Source organism: Streptomyces sp. NPDC090741, assembly GCF_044769045.1.
Lineage (GTDB): Bacteria > Actinomycetota > Actinomycetes > Streptomycetales > Streptomycetaceae > Streptomyces.
This window is the reverse complement of record NZ_JBIVXF010000005.1, coordinates 195,505-214,477: the sequence shown is the minus strand read 5'-3', so window position 1 is coordinate 214,477 and position 18,973 is coordinate 195,505. Positions and strand designations below refer to the sequence as shown.

17 protein-coding genes are annotated in these 18,973 nt (G+C 72.7%); 9 read left to right on the top strand and 8 right to left on the bottom strand.

Annotated features, from left to right (window positions below; translation table 11 throughout):
- Window positions 1-6 precede the first annotated feature (6 nt).
- The 3 genes from ACIQU4_RS15935 to ACIQU4_RS15925 are packed head-to-tail and all read left to right on the top strand — an operon-like array spanning window position 7 to window position 3,192.
- Complete coding sequence (locus ACIQU4_RS15935; protein ID WP_403730242.1) at window positions 7-1,320, top strand: glycosyltransferase family 4 protein; 1,314 nt, start codon at window positions 7-9, stop codon at window positions 1,318-1,320.
- Window positions 1,321-1,378: 58 nt separating this feature from the next.
- Window positions 1,379-2,113: a class I SAM-dependent methyltransferase gene (locus tag ACIQU4_RS15930; RefSeq protein ID WP_053693378.1), complete on the top strand. Its 735-nt coding sequence runs from the start codon at window positions 1,379-1,381 to the stop codon at window positions 2,111-2,113.
- Window positions 2,110-3,192 (top strand): prenyltransferase, encoded by a 1,083-nt coding sequence (locus tag ACIQU4_RS15925; RefSeq protein WP_403730239.1) that lies wholly within the window; start codon window positions 2,110-2,112, stop codon window positions 3,190-3,192. Before ACIQU4_RS15930 ends, ACIQU4_RS15925 begins: the two co-directional genes overlap by 4 nt.
- A gap of 74 nt (window positions 3,193-3,266) precedes the next feature.
- Here ACIQU4_RS15925 and ACIQU4_RS15920 read toward each other — a convergent pair whose 3' ends face one another.
- A complete protein-coding gene (locus ACIQU4_RS15920) occupies window positions 3,267-3,569 on the bottom strand; it encodes a hypothetical protein (RefSeq protein WP_403730236.1) in 303 nt (100 codons plus the stop codon).
- A gap of 133 nt (window positions 3,570-3,702) precedes the next feature.
- On the opposite strand from ACIQU4_RS15920, the gene ACIQU4_RS15915 reads away from it, so the two are divergent.
- Together ACIQU4_RS15915 and ACIQU4_RS15910 are read left to right on the top strand one after the other, a co-directional pair.
- Complete coding sequence (locus ACIQU4_RS15915) at window positions 3,703-4,353, top strand: hypothetical protein (RefSeq protein WP_403730936.1); 651 nt, start codon at window positions 3,703-3,705, stop codon at window positions 4,351-4,353.
- Window positions 4,354-4,421: 68 nt separating this feature from the next.
- Window positions 4,422-4,853, top strand: coding sequence for a hypothetical protein (locus ACIQU4_RS15910; RefSeq protein WP_403730233.1), 432 nt, complete (start codon window positions 4,422-4,424; stop codon window positions 4,851-4,853).
- 67 nt (window positions 4,854-4,920) lie between these two features.
- On the opposite strand, the gene ACIQU4_RS15905 is transcribed toward ACIQU4_RS15910, so the two are convergent.
- The 5 genes from ACIQU4_RS15905 to ACIQU4_RS15885 all read right to left on the bottom strand — a co-directional run bounded on the left by ACIQU4_RS15905 (window position 4,921) and on the right by ACIQU4_RS15885 (window position 11,537).
- The gene (locus ACIQU4_RS15905; RefSeq protein ID WP_403730230.1) at window positions 4,921-7,659 is read right to left on the bottom strand and encodes a PKD domain-containing protein; all 2,739 of its coding nucleotides are present in this window, start codon (window positions 7,657-7,659) and stop codon (window positions 4,921-4,923) included.
- An 88-nt stretch (window positions 7,660-7,747) separates the two neighbouring features.
- Window positions 7,748-8,761, bottom strand: a complete 1,014-nt coding sequence (locus ACIQU4_RS15900) for an LLM class F420-dependent oxidoreductase (RefSeq protein ID WP_403730227.1) — start codon at window positions 8,759-8,761, stop codon at window positions 7,748-7,750.
- A 100-nt stretch (window positions 8,762-8,861) separates the two neighbouring features.
- Entirely contained in the window at window positions 8,862-9,692 is an 831-nt protein-coding gene (locus tag ACIQU4_RS15895; protein ID WP_403730224.1) for a hypothetical protein, read from the bottom strand.
- A gap of 136 nt (window positions 9,693-9,828) precedes the next feature.
- Entirely contained in the window at window positions 9,829-10,773 is a 945-nt protein-coding gene (locus ACIQU4_RS15890) for an N-acetylmuramoyl-L-alanine amidase (protein ID WP_403730221.1), read from the bottom strand.
- A gap of 116 nt (window positions 10,774-10,889) precedes the next feature.
- On the bottom strand, window positions 10,890-11,537 hold the full coding sequence (locus ACIQU4_RS15885) for a class I SAM-dependent methyltransferase (protein WP_403730218.1): 648 nt from the start codon (window positions 11,535-11,537) through the stop codon (window positions 10,890-10,892).
- A 221-nt stretch (window positions 11,538-11,758) separates the two neighbouring features.
- Here ACIQU4_RS15885 and ACIQU4_RS15880 point away from each other — a divergent pair, with 221 nt between their 5' ends.
- Window positions 11,759-12,814: a right-handed parallel beta-helix repeat-containing protein gene (locus tag ACIQU4_RS15880; protein ID WP_403730215.1), complete on the top strand. Its 1,056-nt coding sequence runs from the start codon at window positions 11,759-11,761 to the stop codon at window positions 12,812-12,814.
- Window positions 12,815-12,820: 6 nt separating this feature from the next.
- Here ACIQU4_RS15880 and ACIQU4_RS15875 read toward each other — a convergent pair whose 3' ends face one another.
- Window positions 12,821-13,831 (bottom strand): polyprenyl synthetase family protein, encoded by a 1,011-nt coding sequence (locus ACIQU4_RS15875; RefSeq protein WP_403730212.1) that lies wholly within the window; start codon window positions 13,829-13,831, stop codon window positions 12,821-12,823.
- A gap of 219 nt (window positions 13,832-14,050) precedes the next feature.
- Between ACIQU4_RS15875 and ACIQU4_RS15870 the strand changes: the two genes are divergently transcribed.
- Entirely contained in the window at window positions 14,051-16,201 is a 2,151-nt protein-coding gene (locus ACIQU4_RS15870) for an acyl-CoA dehydrogenase family protein (protein WP_403730210.1), read from the top strand.
- Window positions 16,202-16,213: 12 nt separating this feature from the next.
- Window positions 16,214-17,404 carry a lipid-transfer protein gene (locus tag ACIQU4_RS15865; protein WP_403730207.1) on the top strand — a complete coding sequence of 397 codons (1,191 nt, stop codon included), beginning with the start codon at window positions 16,214-16,216 and terminating at the stop codon, window positions 17,402-17,404.
- Between the two features lie 78 nt (window positions 17,405-17,482).
- Here the strand turns inward: ACIQU4_RS15865 and ACIQU4_RS15860 are convergent, their stop codons facing one another.
- On the bottom strand, window positions 17,483-17,842 hold the full coding sequence (locus ACIQU4_RS15860) for a DNA-binding response regulator (RefSeq protein WP_403730933.1): 360 nt from the start codon (window positions 17,840-17,842) through the stop codon (window positions 17,483-17,485).
- A 263-nt stretch (window positions 17,843-18,105) separates the two neighbouring features.
- Between ACIQU4_RS15860 and ACIQU4_RS15855 the strand changes: the two genes are divergently transcribed.
- Window positions 18,106-18,960, top strand: coding sequence for a MaoC/PaaZ C-terminal domain-containing protein (locus ACIQU4_RS15855; RefSeq protein WP_403730205.1), 855 nt, complete (start codon window positions 18,106-18,108; stop codon window positions 18,958-18,960).
- Window positions 18,961-18,973 lie beyond the last annotated feature (13 nt).

Below are 18,973 nucleotides of genomic sequence, written 5' to 3'. Positions count from 1 at the left end.
CCGAGAGTGACCGCTGAGGCCATGGTGACGAGCCCTTTCGTGGGTTCCGCCACCGACGGCGACCGCCCGTTGCGCATCGCACTCCTCACCTATAAGGGGAACCCGTTCTGCGGCGGCCAGGGCGTCTACGTCCGGCACCTCTCGCGGGAGCTCGTGAGGCTGGGGCACTCCGTCGAGGTCATCGGCGCGCAGCCGTACCCGGTCCTCGACACCGGCGCCACGCTCACCGAACTGCCGAGCCTGGACCTGTACCGGCACCCCGACCCCTTCCGCACGCCGAAGCGCGACGAGTACCGGGACTGGATCGACGCGGTAGAGGTCGCCACCATGTGGACCGGCGGATTCCCCGAGCCGCTGACCTTCTCGCTCCGGGCCCGGCGCCATCTCGCCGCCCGCGCCGGCGAGTTCGACGTCATCCACGACAACCAGACGCTCGGCTACGGACTGCTCGCCGACCTCGGCGCCCCGCTGGTCACCACCATCCACCACCCCATCACCGTCGACCGCAAGCTGGACCTGGCCGCCGCCAAGGACCGCCGCAAGCGGGCCTCCGTGCGGCGCTGGTACGGCTTCACGCGCATGCAGGGGCGCGTCGCCCGCCGGCTGCCCTCCGTGCTGACCGTCTCCGGCTCCTCCAAGCAGGAGATCGCCGAGCACCTGGGCGTGCGCGACGAGCGCATCCACGTCGTCCACATCGGCGCCGACACCGACCTGTGGTCGCCCGACGCCTCCGTCGCCGAGGTGCCCGGGCGGATCGTCACCACCTCCAGCGCCGACGTCCCGCTCAAGGGCCTCGTACACCTCGTCGAGGCGCTCGCGAAGCTGCGCACCGAGCAGCCCGAGGCGCACCTCGTCGTCGTCGGCAAGCGCGCCGAGCGGGGCCCGGTCGCCCGCGCGATCGAGACGTACGGGCTCCAGGACGCGGTCCGCTTCGTCAAGGGCATCACCGACGCCGAGCTCGTCGACCTGGTGCGTAGCGCGCAGGTCTCCTGCGTGCCCTCGCTGTACGAGGGCTTCTCGCTGCCCGCCGCCGAGGCCATGGCCACCGGCACCCCGCTGGTGGCCACCACCGGCGGTGCGATTCCCGAGGTCGCGGGCCCGGACGGCGAGACCTGCCTCGCGGTGCCGCCCGGCGACGCGGGCGAGCTGGCCGCCGCGCTGGGCCGGCTGCTGGGCGACGCACAGCTGCGGGCCCGCCTCGGCGCCGCAGGGCGCGAGCGGGTGCTGTCCCGGTTCACGTGGGCCAGAGCCGCCGAGGGCACCGCCGCGCACTACCGCGCCGCCGTCGAGCAGGCCGCCCGCAGCCGCCGCGCGCGGTGACCTTCCGCCTTTTCCACACCACCCCCGAACACCCCCGCGACCGCGAAGGCAGGACCCCGTGCTGACCGTCGATTTCTCCCGGTTCCCGCTCGCCGCAGGCGACCGTGTGCTCGATCTGGGCTGCGGCGCCGGCCGGCACGCCTTCGAGTGCTACCGGCGCGGCGCCCAGGTGGTCGCAGTCGACCGCAACGGCGAGGAGATCCGCGAGGTCGCCAAGTGGTTCGCCGCCATGAAGGAGGCTGGCGAGGCTCCGGCCGGCGCCACCGCCACCGCCATGGAGGGCGACGCGCTGGCCCTGCCCTTCCCCGACGAGTCCTTCGACGTCGTCATCATCTCCGAGGTGATGGAGCACATTCCCGACGACAAGGGCGTGCTCGCCGAGATGGTCCGGGTCCTCAAGCCCGGCGGCCGCATCGCCATCACCGTCCCGCGCTACGGCCCGGAGAAGATCTGCTGGGCGCTCAGCGACGCGTACCACGAGGTCGAGGGCGGCCACATCCGCATCTACAAGGCGGACGAGCTGCTGGGGAAGATGGAGGCCGCCGGCCTCAAGCCGTACGGCACCCACCACGCCCACGGGCTGCACTCGCCGTACTGGTGGCTCAAGTGCGCGTTCGGCGTCGACAACGACCAGGCGCTGCCGGTGAAGGCGTACCACAAGCTCCTGGTCTGGGACATCATGAAGAAGCCGCTGGCCACGCGGCTCGCGGAGCAGGCGCTCAACCCGGTCATCGGCAAGAGCTTCGTGGCGTACGCGACGAAGCCGCACCTTCCCGTCGGCGCGGCGAAGTGAGCTCGCCCGGGCGCACCGAACGCCTGGTCCTGGACGGTGTGCTGACCGCCGAGGAGGCCGCCGGGACAGTGGCCGGCATCCTCGCCGCGCAGCGCTCCGACGGGGCCATCCCGTGGTTCCGCGGCCACCACCTGGACCCGTGGGACCACACCGAGGCCGCGATGGCCCTGGACGCGGCGGGCGAGCACGAGGCAGCGGAGCGGGCGTACGACTGGCTGGCCCGGCACCAGAACGCCGACGGCTCCTGGTACGCGGCGTACGCGGACCGGCCGGACGGGGTGGACACCGCCGAGCCGCAGGACGCGAGCCGGGAGAGCAACTTCGTCGCGTACATAGCCGTCGGGGTCTGGCACCACTACCTGGCCACCGGCGACGACCGGTTCCTGGACCGCATGTGGCCCGTCGTCTTCGCGGCGACCGAGTTCGTCCTCGGACTCCAGCAGCCGGGCGGTGAGATCGGCTGGAAGCGGGAGGCCGACGGCAGTGCGGTGACGGACGCGCTGCTCACCGGCTCCTCCTCGATCCACCAGGCGCTGCGGTGCGCGCTGGCGATCGCCGAGCACCGAGAGGAGCCGCAGCCGGACTGGGAGCTGGCGGCGGGGGCCCTCGGGCACGCGATCCGGCGCCACCCGGAGCGGTTCCTGGACAAGTCCCGGTACTCGATGGACTGGTACTACCCGGTGTTGGGCGGCGCGCTGGGCGGCGCGGAGGCGAAGGCGCGTATCGAGGAGCGCTGGGACGAGTTCGTGGTCCCCGGGCTCGGTGTGCGCTGTGTCCTGCCGAACCCGTGGGTGACGGGCGGGGAGTCCTGCGAGCTGGCCCTGGCCCTGTGGGCGATGGGCGAGTCGGACCGGGCGCTGGAGATCCTGCGCTCCATCACGCACCTGCGCGCGGACAACGGCATGTACTGGACGGGCTACGTCTTCGAGGACAAGGCGGTGTGGCCGGTCGAGCAGACGACCTGGACGGCCGGGTCGCTGCTGCTCGCCGTGGCCGCGCTGGGCGGGGACGAGGCCACCGGGGCGGTGTTCGGGGGGCTGGAGCTGCCGTCCGGACTGGAGCCCGACTGCTGCCCCTAGTCCGCCCGGAGACGGACGGGGATACGGGCAGGGCAGGCCGCCTCGGAGGCGGCCTGCCCGTACGTGGCCCGCGGTCAGCGGCGGTAGAGCCGGCCCGCGACGAGGTGGCCCAGGACGAGGTACGCGACGGCCGCCACGCCGTAGCCCACCACCACCTGGACCCATTCGCGGTCGAAGGTGAACAGGTCGTAGGACCAGCCGGCCAGCCAGGTGGCGGCGTCGTGGATGAACTCCACCAGGCCGTTGCCCCGGTTGGCGTCGAGGAAATAGAGCAGGACCCACAAGCCGATCGTGAAGGCCGGCACGTCCGCCACCGCGGCGACGACCCGGCCGGCCTGAACGCCTCCTCGGGCGTGTACTCCGGTGTGTGTGCGCATGCACCGCGTCTTGCCCCGTCGGTGTGAAGCAAACCCGAATGGGTCATCCAAGTGGCGCAACGCCGGGGCCCGGGTGACGCTGCGGGAGACACCTCACTCCCCGGAGGCCACCGTGTCGAAACCCAGCGTGTCCATACCCGGTACCACCCGATTCCGCCGTGCCTTCACCGCCCTGCTCCTGTCCGGTGCGCTGCTCGCCGGCGCCACCGCCTGCGGCAGCGAAGCCGGCAGCAGGGGCGGCAGGGGCGAGGACGTGGCCCTGTCGGTGCCGGCGGCGCCGGCCGCCGAGGTGGGGGCGCCCGAAGCGTGGCGAGCGGCGGAAGCGGCGGAGGTCGCGGCCCTCGCCGAGCCCACGCCCAGTACCACTGCGGAGAAGCAGAAGTTCGCGAAGGCGCGCTTCGTCGCCAACGCGGGGCTCGCGGCCGGGGCGACGTACCAGTGGATCATCAAGCCGTACCGCGCGGGCAAGTTCAAGAAGGGCGCCAAGGGCCGTACGTTCGCTCTCGTCAAGGCGGGCCTCGCGGGCGCCTTCGCGTACAACCGGCTGAAGGCCGCGGCGGACAACGCCAAGGCCGACCCGCTGCTGTCGAAGGCGGTGGCCCCGCTGACGGCGGGCATCGAGTCCCTCAAGGGCCTGGGAACCAAGCTGCGCAAGGGCGGTGCGAGCGACGCCGACCTGAACTCGCTCCAGGACGTCATCACCGGAGTCAAGGGCGCGGGCCAGGGCGCCGGCGCCACGGTGACCGACAAGGTCCCGAGCCTGTCCCAGCTGAGCGGCGGATAGGCCTTCGTACACCGCGGGCCGGTCGGGCAGTGTCGCCCGGCCGGCCCGCGGGCTGTTTGAATGGGCGGATGATCGATTTCCTGCGGCGCAAGCGGCGCGAGCGGCGTGAGCGGATCGCCGCCGGGACCCCGGACGGGATTCCGTGCATGGCCCGGCATCCGGCCGGCGCGGGGCGCTGGCGGATGGGCCGGGTGTTCACCGGCCCCGGCGGGGCGCGCTGGGTGCCCCGCCGGGGTGAGCCCGTACCGCTGCCCGGCGGCCAGGCCACCGGCGTGCGGGCGCCGTCCGTGAGGGAGGGGATCTCCATCAACCCCGGATCGCGGATCGTGGCCTGCACGTACGGGCCCGCTGGGACCGGCGAGGCCGGCGAGACCGGCGGGGCCGGCGCGGACGCCGGGACCATCGAGATCGCCGTCATGCCGCTGGACCTGCGGGAACTGCTGGCGGCGGTGCCCCCGCCGGATGCGGCGGACAGCCCGGCGGACACCCCCGCCCCCTGATGCGCCGGGAGCCCCGGCCGCCGCGGTGTGCGCGGTGGCCGGGGCTCCTGACGTGCTCGGTGTGTGATCAGCCCTCGGTGAAGTAGCCGAGGAGGTCGGTGATCACGTGGGTGCTGCCGCCGAAGCTGTTCCCGATGACGACGCGGCCGTCCGCCGCGGGGGTGGTGACGTGGTTGGGGACGGTTTCACCGGGGCGGGTGTTGAGGCTGCTGACGCCCGGGCGGATGCTTCCGTACCCGAACACGGTCAGGAAGCCGGGGCCGGTGGAGTCCGTCGCGGTGACGTTCAGCGCCGCGGCGATCGCGCCCGTCGGGATCCCGGTGACGGTGGTCGTCGCGCCAGGGGTGAGCTTGCCGGTGCTACGGGTGTCGCCGAGGCGCTGTGGGACTGCGGGGGTGAAGAGGCCCTTGCCGTCCTTCGCGTAGTAGCCGACGGCGTCGAGGACGAGGTGGGTGGACCCGGTGTTGGTGTAGAGGGTGATGGTGCCGTCGGGGCCGACGGGAACGATGGCCTGGTTCGACTTGTCCTTGCCGGGTTCGAGGTTGAGATTCGAGGTGGCCGGGCGCCTGGTCGGGTCCGGGTAGGCGATGACGTGGGCGTTCTCGGTGGAGCCGGTGCCGGTCAGGTTGAAGGTGACGGCGGTGGCGTCGGCGGGGATCCCGTTCACTCCGGCGACCTTCACCGAGCGCGTCTGTCCGCCGGCCAGGGCGCCGTCCGTGATGCGGGTGTCGACGACTCGGGTCGGAGCGAGCGGGGTGAACCGCTGCCCGGTGTTCGGCTGGTAGTGGCCGACGTAGTCCACGATGAGCGCGGCCTTGCCGGAGTTGAGCTGCGCGGAGATCTTGCCGTCGGCGCCGATGGGCACGGTGACGGTGTTGGAGGAGGTGCCGCCCGCCTTGACGTTGACGTTCGAGGTGACCGGGCGGGGCTGGCCCGAGGGCCAGACGCTGAGGTGGGTGTCCTCGGTGGCGCCGGTGACGGTCACGTTCAGGACCACGGCGGACGCGCCGGCCGTGTGGTGGGGGCCGGAGCTGTAGTAGTGGACGGGAACGTCGATCGGGGTGGCGGTGCCGCCCTGGACGGGGGAGCCGGTCGTACGGGTGTCCAGGACGCGGGACGGGAGGACGGCGACGTAGCCGGCCGGGGTGTAGGCGACCTGCACCGTCCGCTCGGCGGTGGAGGTGGCGCCCTTGATGTCCGTGAGGGTCACGGTCACCTTGTACGTGCCGGGCTGCTTGTAGGCGTGCTGGACCGGGTCCGGCGTGATGCCGGTGTCCTTCGCGCCGTCGCCGTAGTCCACGTCCATCCGCGCGATCGGCCACGGGGCGGCGGCGCTCTGCGGGTCGACCTGGACGGACAGCGGCGTCACGAGCTGGTTCGGGTCGCTCGCGCTCGGCAGGTACGGCTGCGCGGTGAAGGCCGTGGCCAGCGGCGAGGCCGGGGTCACCTTGATCGACTGCTGGCGGAAGGCCTCCTTCCCCGCGGCGGTGATCGCCTTCACCTGGACCGTGCACGCGCAGGGCGACTGGTAGACGTGCTCGACGGTGGCCGACGTGGTGACGAGCGGAGCCGTCCCGTCACCGAAGTCGTAGCGGTAGGTGAGCGTTCCGGGCCAGTTGTTGTCCGCCACGGCCTTCACCTGGACGGCGGTGCCGACCGGGGCCCAGTTCTGGGCGATCTCCAGCTGGACGCCGCGTACTTCGTCCTGGGACTCGTGGGCGCCGCGGTCGATGAACCCGCCGTCCTTGCCCGTGTTGGGCACCCGCGGGTCGTCCGTCGTGGGGTACCCGCTGTAGTCGGTGGGCAGGACGCCCGGCGCCGTCGGGTCGCCGGAGTCGACGGTGGGGGAGCGCTCCCACGGGCCGACGTCCGAGGGCGTCGGGGTCAGGATGTCGTGCGCGCCCTGGCCGGTCGCGGCCTGGAGCGCCGCCGAGGTGGTGTGGACGACCTCGGCCCACTTGTAGGGGACCACCCCGTCCGCCGGGAAGCCGGCCAGCAGGTTGTAGTCGCCGCGGGTGCCGGTCGCGGAGTCCTGTCCCACGAGGATGCCGCTGCGGGGACCGGGGTTGACGCACGACTTGGGGGTGCTGGTGAAGATCAGGTTGTTGAACGCCCCGGAACCGGTGGAAGCGCTGCGGAAGGAGACGGCCGCATCACAGCTGAGGTAGAGGGTGTTGTTGGTGACGATGGTGCCCGGGCCCCAGACCGCGTCGACCGCCGCCGTGATGCCGCCGCGGATCTGGTTGCGGCTCAGCACGGTGCCCCGGGAGCCGCCCTCGATCCGGACGGGGGAGAGCAGGTAGCTCCTGCTCACGCGCACGTCGGCACTGTCCCATCCGATGACGACGGAGGCGGGGTCGGTCGTCGAGGAGCTGGTGATCCGGTCCAGCTCGACGTCGGTGGAACGGCTGACCTGGATCCCACCGGAGGAACTCAGCCCGCGCACCACCACGTGGGAGGCACCCTGGACCTTGAGGCTCTTGACCCGGGCGAGGCTGCCGGCGTTCGGCCCGGCGACGATGGAGATGGGCTTGCCCGGCCCCCCGGAGCGCTCGATGGTGACCGCTTCGTCGTACGGCTTGGACGCGATGACCCGCACGGTCTGGCCGGGCTGCACGACCTTGGTGGCCGCCGAGATCGTGCAGAACGGAGTGTCTTCGGAACCGGGTCCGGCGTCGGAGCAGTTGGGGAGGTAGGAGTTGTTCACGTAGAGCGTGGACGGGGTGTCGGCCGCGGCGGCGGCCGGAACCCCGAGAAGGGTGACCAGACCCGCGGCCAGCAGGACGGTCGTACGAGTGGGACGCAACAGGGGGTTCCTTCAAGCAGAGAACGAGCGGCGGCGATCATCATCTACTTTCGGTCAGTCCCTGTCACATCTGATTTCCGCATCGGAATCATTGGCTGTTGAGTTCGGCCAGGACGCGGAGGGTATGGGGGTCCGGGGCGGTCAGCAGGAGGTCGGTAACCGGGCCCTTGCGCCACAGGTCGAGGCGTTCGGCGATCCGCTCGCGCGGTCCGATCAGCGAGATCTCGTCGGCGAACGCGTCCGGGACCGCGAGGACCGCCTCCTGCCTGCGCCCGGCGAGGAACAGCTCCTGGATGCGGCGGGCCTCCTCCTCGTAGCCCATCCGCGCCATCAGGTCCGCGTGGAAGTTGCGGGCCGCGTGGCCCATCCCGCCGATGTAGAAGCCGAGCATCGCCTTGACCGGCAGCAGCCCCTCGGCGACGTCGTCGCAGACCTTCGCCCGGGCCATCGGGGCGATCATGAAGCCCTCGGGGAGGTCGGCCAGCGAGGCCCGGTAGACGTCGGTGCGGGTCGGCGACCAGTAGAGGGGGAGCCAGCCGTCCGCGATGCGGGTGGTCTGGGCGATGTTCTTCGGGCCCTCGGCGCCCAGCAGGAGCGGCAGGTCCGCGCGCAGCGGGTGGGTGATGGGCCTCAGCGGTTTGCCGATGCCGGTGCCGTCCTCCCCGCGGTACGGGTGCTGGTGGAAGCGGCCGTCGAGCGCGACGGGCCCCTCGCGGCGCAGCACCTGGCGGACGACGTCCACGTACTCGCGGGTGGCGGTGAGCGGGCTCGCGGGGAAGGGGCGCCCGTACCAGCCCTCGACCACCTGGGGGCCGGACAGTCCCAGGCCGAGCATCATCCGGCCGCCGGAGAGGTGGTCCAGGGTGAGGGCGTGCATGGCGGTGGCGGTGGGGGTGCGGGCGGCCATCTGGGCGATGGCGGTGCCGAGGCGGATCCGCGAGGTGTGCGCCGCGATCCAGGTGAGCGGGGTGAAGGCGTCCGAGCCCCAGGCTTCGGCGGTCCACACCGAGTCGTAGCCGAGGTCCTCGGCCTCGGCGGCGAGGGCGAGGTGGGTCCGGTCGGGGCCGCGGCCCCAGTAGCCGAGTGCGAGTCCGAGGCGCATGTACGTCCCCTCCAGCCATATCTGACGATGCGTCAGGTGACTGTAGGGCAACGGCCCCCCGCCCGGAAGGGCGGGGGGCCGTCGGCCGAGCGGGGGCGGGTCAGCCGCGCTGGATGCCCGAGGTGTCGTTCAGGACGCCGCGGCGGCCGTCCTGGGTCTGGGCGATCAGCGTGGCCGGGCCGCGCTGGTCCACGGCCAGGTACCAGGTGCCCGGCGCGAGCTCGGCGATCGGGGTGGGGGAGCCGTCCTCGGGGAAGAGGGGGCGGGCCACCGGGACCGCGAACCAGAACGGGGTGAAGTCCGCCGCCGGGGCGGGCGCCGAGTCCTGCGGACCAGGACCGGGACCCGGGGCCGGAGCCGGGGCCGGAGCCGGGGTACCGCCGTACGGCGGGACCGGCTGCGGGGCGGACCCGTACGGCTGGCCCTGCTGCTGGGCGCCCGGGTAGCCGTACCCGGTGCCGGGCTGGGGCTGGGCCCCGTACGGCGCGGGGGCGACGGGCTTGGGCTCGGGCACCAGCCCGCCGGCGAGCGCGGGGATCTTCGCGCCCGCGACGGCGACGCCGGCCAGTGCGAGGGTGGCGAGGAAGGCGATGATGGAGCCGGGGCCGACGTTCAACCTGCTCGGGCTGACGATCAGGGACCAGAGGGAGGACCACGCGGCCGCGACCGCGAGCACCGTCCCCCACGCGGCCAGCGGCAGGCCCGCGAGCTTGAAGGTCTCCGGCTGGAAGCGGCCCGCGATGAGCAGACCGGCCGCGATGAAGCCGAGCAGGAAGATCGCGGGAAGCGCCAGACCGTACGCGTCGGTGTCCCACGCGCTCGGCATGTCGACGCCGGTCGCGGAGTAGAAATCGAGGAACGAGGCGATGAACAGCAGCGCCGCTGCTCCGATCACCACGCCGTCGCCTCGAGTGAGGGAGCGGATGTTCACGTCTTAGGTGTCCTTCTCGGTCTCGGTCGTCTCGTGGTGCCGCGGTCGCGCACGTGCAGGAGCGGGGCGGGCGGGACCATGGTACGGAGGTTCCCGGCAACCGAGAGGATCGGGGCGGCAGGCTGTCCCCGGGGGACTACCCGCCCAAGAAGCCGACGATGCCGTCCGCGATGCCCTGGGCGGCCTTCTGCCGCCACTCCGGACTCGTCAGCAGCGCCGCGTCCTTGGCGTCACGCATGTTGCCGCATTCGATGAACACCTTGGGCTGTGTCGAGAGATTGAGTCCGCCGAGATCGTCGCGGACGACCAAGCCGGTGCCGCTGCCGAGGTAGTTGGCGGGGGCGGAGCCGGTGGTCCGGGCGAAGTTCGAGCCGATGCGTTCGCCGAGGTCCCGAGAGGGGCCGACGATCTTGGCAGTGTCGGCGGCGCCGCCCTTGACCTTGGCAGGGAGGATGACGTGGTAGCCGCGGCTGCCCTCGGAGACCCCGTCCGCGTGGACCGAGACCACGGCGGCGGCGGCGGCCTCGTTGCCGATGCGGGCGCGTTCGTTGATGCACGGGCCCCAGGCGCGGTCCGCCTCGTGGGTGAGGGCCACCTTGAGGCCCTTGGCCTCCAGGACGGTGCGCAGCCGGCGGGACACGTCGAGGGTGAACTCGGCTTCCTTGTAACCGGCGTTGGTGGTGGTGCCGGTGGTGTCGCACTCCTTGCGGGCGGTGCCGATGTCGACCTTCTTGTCGATCTCGGAGGTGTGTTCGAAGTTGCCGGTGTTGTGGCCGGGGTCGATGACCACGGTCTTGCCGGCGAGCGGGCCCTTGGCCTGCGGGGCGGTCGCGCTCGCGCTCGCGCTCGCGCTCGGGGTCGGGGTGACGGTGGGGGAGGCGGCCGGCATCACGATCCGGGGCGGGCGGGCGTCGTCCGCCCCCGCCCCGGTGGTCAGCTGGACGAGGACCCACCCCGCCAGGAGGGTCGGGGCGAGTACGGCGGCCCCGACGGCGAGGCCGGAGCGGCGCGCGAACCACCGCCGCTCCGGGCTGACCGAGGAGGCGGACTCGGGGGATGGGGGACTGTCGTCGTAGCGCACGCCGCGATGCTAGACCGGCCGCCCGCCGTCGGCGCGGACCGTGGGCCATATGGGGGCGTGGTGCGCTTATCTGCTTATACGTGCGTCCGCCGGGTGTGACCGCCGGGTGGGAGCCCTCAGACGCCCGGGGCGGTGCGGCGCAGGATGCGCAGGGAGTCGGTGACCGAGACCTCCTCGAAGGCGCCGGAGGCCAGGGCGCGGAGGTAGATCCGGTACGGGGCCTGGCCGCCGTCGGCCGGGTCGGGGAACACGTCGTGGATGGCGAGGATCCCGCCCTCGGCGACGTGCGGGGCCCAGCCCTCGTAGTCGCCGGCGGCGTGCTCGTCGGTGTGGCCGCCGTCGATGAAGACGAAGCCCAGCTTGCCGCCCCAGGCCGCCGCGACCTGCGGGGAGCGGCCCACGATCGCGATGACGTGGTCTTCGAGACCCGCCTTGTGGAGGGTGCGGCGGAAGGTCGGGAGGGTGTCCATCAGCCCGACCTCCGGGTCCACGACGGTCGGGTCGTGGTACTCCCAGCCAGGCTGCTGCTCCTCGCTGCCCCGGTGGTGGTCGACCGTGATCGCGGCCACCCCGGCCTCGCGGGCGGCGTCGGCCAGCAGGATCGTGGAACGCCCGCAGTACGTGCCGACCTCCAGCAGCGGCAGCCCGAGCGCCGCCGCCGCGGCGGCGGCCTCGTACAGGGCGAGGCCCTCGCGTACGGGCATGAACCCCTTGGCGGCCTCGAAGGCGGCGAGGGTCTCCGGCTTGGGGGTGGCGGGGGCCATGGGGTTCCTCCGGCGGGTACGCGGGTGTGGCGGTCCATCGTGCCGTACGCCGCCTGCGGTGTTACCGGTGGGTCGGGTGCCGGGCGTCACGCCGGCCGGGGCGGACGCCTCCCCGCGGCCCGTCCGACTGGCGGGCGCGGCTCCCCCCTCAGGGGGACCGCCTCCGGCGCGTCCTTTTCCGCCCCGCAGTCCGCTTATCCGATGTGCGTACTTTGGCCGCCATGTTCAGACTCGGAGTCTTCGCCGCCACCACGGCCGCCCTCGCCACCGTGGTCGCCCTGCCCGCCGCCGAGGCCCGCGCGCAGCAGTTCGTACCGTGCACCGCCGCCGCGCTCGCGAGCGCCATCACCACGGCCAACACCGTCGCGGGGCCCGCGCACCTCTTCCTCGCGCCCGGCTGCACGTACACCCTCGCGGCCCCCGACAACCCCGGCAACGGGCTGCCGCAGGTGACCGGCGACATCACCATCGTGGGCAACGGCAGCACCATCCGCCGCCGGTCGGCGACCGGGTTCCGGATCTTCGAGGTCACCGCCCCGAACGGCAGGCTCACCCTGAACAACCTGACGATCCGCGGCGGCCGGTCGGAGAGCGGCGGAGCGGGCGGCGGGGGGATCGCCAACCAGGGCGTGCTCACCCTCAATTCGGTCACGGTGACCGCGAACGTCTCGGCGCTCTCAGGAGCCGGCGGCGGCATCATCAGCTCCGGCACGCTCAACCTCCGCAACAGCACCGTGAGCCACAACATCTCCACGAACAACGGCGGTGGCGTCTACAGCTCCGGCACCGCGAACATCTCGAACACCACCATCACCGGCAACACCGCGAAGGACGCCGGCGGCGGGCTGGAGGCGCGCGGCAATCTGACCCTCACCGGCAGCCGGGTGACCGACAACGCCGCCAGGCTCGACGGCGGCGGCATCAGCGCCTTCATGCTGACGGGGACCGTCACGGACACCCTCGTCCAGGGCAACGACACGGCCGAGGACAACGACGGGGGCGGCGGCATCCTCAACCGCCAGTCGACACTGACCCTGGAGCGGACCACGGTCTTCGCCAACCGGGCCGTCGAGACCGGGGCGTCGGGCGGCGGTATCTCCAACATCTCCGGCGCCTCCCTCGTCCTGCGGAACAGCTCGGTGACCAACAACTACGCCGGCGGGGCGCCGGGCGGCATCTTCAACGACGCGAGCACCGTCTCGCTGACCGCCACCACCGTGGCGGACAACTACCCGACCAACTGCGCCCCCGGCGTGTTCGCCGGCTGCGCCGACTGACGGGGCCTACACGGCGGCCGGGACGAGGCGTGCCCGCAGGAGCATCCGCGCCGCGTGGTCCACGAGGTGCCGCATGACCGGCAGGTGGCTCTCGTCACCGCCGAGCGCGGTGAGCAGGCGGTGGGCCTCGGCTCGGAAGGCGTCGAGGTCCGCGGCGTACCGGTCGAGCACGTCCGGGGCGAGGAGGATGCGGCCGAGCTCCGCGCGCGCCCGCCCGCAGCTGCGCGCCGCCGCGCTCCGGCCCAGGATGTCCTCCCGGGCCCGCGGTGTGGGCGCGTCGTCGAGGGCGCACGTGAGCAGATAGGTGACCGTCCCGTTGCGGAGGTCTTCATTGCGGCCGGTCAGGATGTCCTCCTGATCGTTGAACAACTGCCACAGGATGCCGAATATGTATCCGAACTCCCGCCACAGTTCGACTCTTTCGTCACTCGCGCCCGACAATATCGCCGCCATCGCCGTGACCATCGAGTAGGGCCCGCCGGATTTCCCGCGGTAGGTCTCGATCACCGAGTTCCGGGTGGCGAGGTCGGCGGCGGCGTCGATATCGGTCAGCTGGCCCTCGGCGCCCACAGCCCAGCCCGTCGCGACCTCGGCCGTCAGGGCGACCTGGACCGCGGGCGGCACCGGGAGCGACCGGATGATCCGGATCGGCAGCACCGTGCCGCTGAGTACCGAGGCCAGGAGTGCTTCGTCCTGGCTCATGCTGTCGGACGCGGTCGTGCCGTGCCCGTCGGCGAGGTCGTCGAGGTAGCAGGCCGAGGTCCACCAGAGCACGTGCACGGCGGCCAGCGGGGCGGCAGGTCGGGGATTTCCCGTCTCGATGGCGTGCACCATCATCGGGAGCACCGAGAGGGGATGCCGCATTTTCTGATGCCTGAGGAGTTTGCCCACGGCGTTCCTGGCGGCGCCGCTGCCCGAGGCGGGGGTGAGGCTCGAGACGGCCGCCTCCAATTCCGCCTGGATGTCCGGGGCGACGCTCCGGTGCAGGTCCACATACGTGATGCAATTCACGGTCATTTCCTTCCTGAAATGAATTGGGGTCGGCGTCAACGCCCCAGATTCGGTCATTTGGCGCGGAGGGATCTAGAGCGATTTCCGGACATGGCCGGTTCTGCGGCGCCTTCCGTCCGCCGCGCACCTGACCTTCCGTCAGAATGGAACGTGTTCTACTCTGACCCGCGATCAGGGGGACCGCCCGGCGCCGGCCGGGGCGTCGGAGAGGCGGCAGGGATCCGTATGGGCATCGGAATCACGCAGGAACAGCGGGAGTTGGCCGAGGCCGTACGCGGCTGGGCGGCGCGCGCGGTGCCACCCGAGGAAGTGCGCAAACTGCTGGAGACCCCGCCGCGGACCGGCGTACGGCCCGCGTACTGGGACGGGCTCGCCGCCGCCGGGCTCCTCGCACCACACCTGGAGGGCGGCACCCTCCTCGACCTCGCCGTCGCCGTCGAGGAGGCCGCCCGGGCGGCGCTGCCCGGGCCCTACCTGCCCAGCGCGCTGGCCTCCGTACTGCTGGACCGCGCGGGCGCGGACGCGCTCACCGCGGCCCTGGCCGACGGCACCCGCGTCGCAGCCGTCGCCCTCGGCCCCGGAAGCCTGACCGCCGTCGCCGTCGAGGGCGGCGGGCACCTGCTCGACGGGCTCGCGCCCCCGGTGCTCGGCGCCGGTGAGGCCGACCTCGTCCTGCTCGCCGCCGAAGCCGCGCACGGCACGTGCTGGTTCGCCGTGGACGCCGCCGCGCTGTACATCCGTACGCACGACAGCGCCGACCCGACCCGGCCCACCGCCGAGGTGCGCGCCCGCGGGGTCACCGTGGCACCCGGCCGCCTCCTCGACCTCGACGCGGCCCTCGTCCGGGACCTGGCCTGCGCCCTGTTCGCCGCCGACGCATGCGGCACCGCCGCCTGGGCACTGCACACCGCCGCCGAGTACGCCAAGGTCCGCGAGCAGTTCGGCCGCCCCATCGGGCAGTTCCAGGGGATCAAGCACCTGTGCGCCGACATGCTGGTACGCCTCGAACAGGCCAGGGCCCTGGCCTGGGACGCCGCCCAGGCGGCGGACGAGCATCCGGAGGTGCGCTCGCTCGTGGCCGCGCTCGCCGCCGGGAGCGCCCTCGACGCCGCCTACTCCTGCGCCAAGGACTGCATCCAGATCCTCGGCGGGATCGGCTTCACCTGGGAGCACGACGCCCACATCCACCTGCGCCGGGCGATCGTCGCCCGGCAGCTGCTCGGCGCCGGGGACGGGCACCGCGTACGGGCGGTGCGGCTCGCGGCTGGCGGCGCGCGGCGGGAGCTGCGCCTGGAGCTGCCGGCCGAGGCGGAGACCCATCGCGCGAAGGCCCGTACCGCCATCGAGGACGCACGCGGCCTCGACCCGGCCGCCGCCCGCCGGATCCTGGCGCCCACCGGGTACGCGGCGCCCTACCTGCCGCCCCCGTACGGGCTCGGCGCCGGCCCCGTCGAACAGCTCGTCGTCCAGCAGGAACTGGCGGCGGCCGGGGTGAAGGTCGCCGACCTCGGGATCGCCACCTGGGTCGTGCCCTCGCTGCTCGCGTACGGGACCGAGGCGCAGCGGGAGACGTACGTACGGGCGACCCTGCGCGGGGACGTCACCTGGTGCCAGCTCTTCTCCGAGCCGGGGGCGGGCTCGGACCTGGCCTCGCTGCGGACCGGGGCGGAGCGCGCGGCGGACGGCTCCTGGAAGGTCAACGGACAGAAGGTCTGGACGAGTTCCGCGCACAGCGCCGACTTCGGGATCCTGCTGGCCCGGACCGACCCGGCCGCCCCCAAGCACAAGGGGCTCGGCTACTTCGTGGTCGACATGCGGGGCACCCCGGGCATCGACGTGCGCCCGCTCAAGGAGATCACCGGCGAGGCCCTGTTCAACGAGGTGTGGTTCGACGACGTCCTGCTCCCCGCGGACGCCCTCGTCGGCGCGCCCGACGACGGCTGGAAGGTCGCCCGCAACACGCTCGGCAACGAGCGGGTCCACATGGCCGACCAGATGACCTTCGACACCGGTTTGGAGGCGCTGATCGCCCGCTCGGCCGAACTCGACGGCGCGTACCGGGCGCGGATCGGGGCGCTCACCGCCGAGGCGCACGCCCTGGCCTGCATCGGGCTGCGCACCACACTCCAGCAGGTGTCGGGGCTGGAGCCGGGCGCCGGTGCTTCCGTACGCAAGCTCGTCCAGACCCCGCACCAGCAGCGGACCGCCGAGCTCGCGCTCGAACTGCTGGGCCCGGCGGGCGCGGTGCGGGAGGGGGCGGGGGAGCGGGCGGTGCACGGGATGCTCATGTCCCGTTGCCTGACCATCGCCGGGGGCACCACGCAGGTCCAGCTCAACGTCGTCGCCGAGCGGATTCTCGGCCTTCCCAGGGACTGAAGGGCATCAGTGATGAAGTCGTACATCGTGGGCGTCGGCATGACGAAGTTCGAGAAGCCGCAGTCGCGGGACTGGCAGTACTGGGACATGGCGAAGGAGGCGGGGACGGCGGCGCTGGCGGACGCGGGGATCGCGTACGACCAGGTGGAGCAGGTGCCGGTGGGCTACTGCTTCCAGGCCTCCACGGCCGGCCAGCGGGCCGCGTACGAACTGGGGCTGACCGGGGTCCCGGTCTACAACGTGAACAACAACTGCGCGACGGGGTCGACGGCGCTGATGATGGCGCGGCAGTTCGTGGAGGGCGGGATCAGCGACTGCGTGCTGGCGCTGGGCTTCGAGAAGATGAAGAAGGGTGCGCTGGGCGGCGGCGCCGACGCGGGCTCCGACTTCAAGACCTCGCCGGTCGCCCGGCACTACGGGATCATGGCCGCCGGGCACGGCTTCGAGATGTCCCCGCCGACCGCGCAGATCTTCGGGAACGCGGCCCGCGAGCACATGGAGCGGTACGGGACCACGCCCGCGCAGCTGGCGGCGGTCGGGGCGAAGAACCACCGGCACTCGGCGAACAACCCGAACGCGCAGTTCCAGGATGTGTACACGGTGGACGAGATCCTCGGGGCCAAGCCGATCCACGCGCCGCTGACGAAGCTCCAGTGCTCGCCGACCTCGGACGGGGCGGCGGCCGCGGTGGTGGTGTCGGAGCGGTTCGTCGTGCGGCACGGGCTGCACGACAAGGCGGTGGAGATCGTCGCGCAGGCGATGACGACGGACACGGAGTCCTCGTTCGCCTCCGGCTCGTGCATCGACGTGGTCGGCAAGCCGATGACGGAGGCGGCGGGGCGGCAGGTGTTCTCGGCGTCCGGGCTCGGGATCGAGGACGTGGACGTGATCGAGCTGCACGACTGCTTCTCGATCAACGAGCTGCTGACCTACGAGGCGCTGGGCATGTGCGGGGAGGGCGCCGCCGGGAAGCTGGTGGAATCGGGTGCGACCACGTACGGCGGGCGGTGGGTGGTGAACCCCTCCGGGGGCCTGATCTCGAAGGGCCACCCGCTGGGAGCGACGGGTCTGGCGCAGGCGGCGGAACTGGTCTGGCAGCTACGGGGTCAGGCCGGCCCCCGCCAGGTCCCGCGGGCCCGGGTCGGCCTGGCCCACAACATAGGCCTGGGCGGAGCGGCGGTGGTGACCCTGCTGCGGAAATAGCGGCCGGGCGGGGCCACGGGGTGGGGGCCGGGGCCACGCGGGTGACGGCCGGGGCCACGGGGTGGCGGCCGGGCCTGGCTACGGGTCCGACAGGGACGGGTCGATCACCGTTTCGCCGCGGGAGGCGCGGCGGATGGATTCCGCCAGGTCCTCCAGGGGGCCGTCGCGCAGGACCAGGCCCGCCGCGCCCGCCGCCAGCGCCGCGTCCCGCAGTCCCGGATGCGCCGAACCGGTCAGCACCAGTACCCGGCACTCCGGGTCCTCCGCCAGCAGCGCCGTCACCGACGCGAGCTCCTCCACCAGGGCCACGGCCGGCCGCGCCAGCGCCGAGGCCACCACCTCGATGTCCGGCTGCAGCCCCAGCCGCAGCGCCAGCGCCGGATCCGGCGGGAACAGCAGCACCCGCAGGGACCTGGCGGGGCGGTGGTTCACCGGCATCTCGTCCACGCGGCCAGACTAGGGCGGCCGCCCCCGTACGGACCCGGCAACACGCCTCGGCCAAGCTCATCCTGACGTGGAGTCAGGAGTCTTCCCAACTGCTGGGGCGTGCGTTATACATTCCTCACCGCTCGATCCTAGAACGCGTTCTAGAACCGAACCGGTCCCGCAAACGACCTCGGTGCGGCCGACGGTGCGGACGGCCGCACCGAGGTCTTCCACGCAATGGGAACCGAAGAACCGAACAAGGAGCAGCATCCTCAATGCCGATCGATGCCGCCAGGGCCCTCGCCGCGGACCCCCGCCAGGGGAACATCGCCTGGGACCACAAGGACATCCAGCTCTACCACCTCGGCCTCGGCGCCGGCCGCCCCGCCACCGACCCCGACGAACTGCGCTACACCCTGGAGTCCAAGCTCCACGTACTCCCCAGCTTCGCGACCGTCGCCGGGGCTGGCATGGCCATGCTGGGCGGCCTCGCCGCCCCCGGGATCGAGGTCAACCTCGCCAACGTCCTGCACGGCGGCCAGTCCATCGAGCTGCACCGGCCCATCCCGGTCAAGGGCAGCGCCACCTCCTCCGCCAAGGTCGCCGCCCTCTACGACAAAGGCAAGGCCGCCGTGATCGTGCTGCGCACCGAGGTCGCGGACGCCGACGGGCCGCTCTGGACCAGCGACGCGCAGATCTTCGTACGCGGTGAGGGCGGCTTCGGCGGAGAGCGCGGCCCCTCCGTCACGTCCGAGCTGCCCGAGCGGGCGCCCGACCGGGTCGAGGAGCGGCACATCCGCGAGGAGCAGGCGCTCCTGTACCGGCTGTCCGGCGACTGGAACCCCCTGCACGCGGACCCCGAGTTCGCCAAGATGGCCGGCTTCGACCGGCCGATCCTCCACGGCCTGTGCTCGTACGGGATGACGCTCAAGGCCGTCGTCGACACGGCGCTGGGCGGGGACGTCTCGCGGGTACGCGCCTACCGCACGCGTTTCGCCGGGATCGTCTTCCCGGGCGAGACCCTGCGGATCCGGATGTGGGAGGAGCCCGGGCAGGTCCGGGTCTCGGTGACCGCCGTCGAACGGGACGACGCGCCGGTCCTCGCCGACACCGTCGTCGAACACGCGTAACGCCCGACCACAC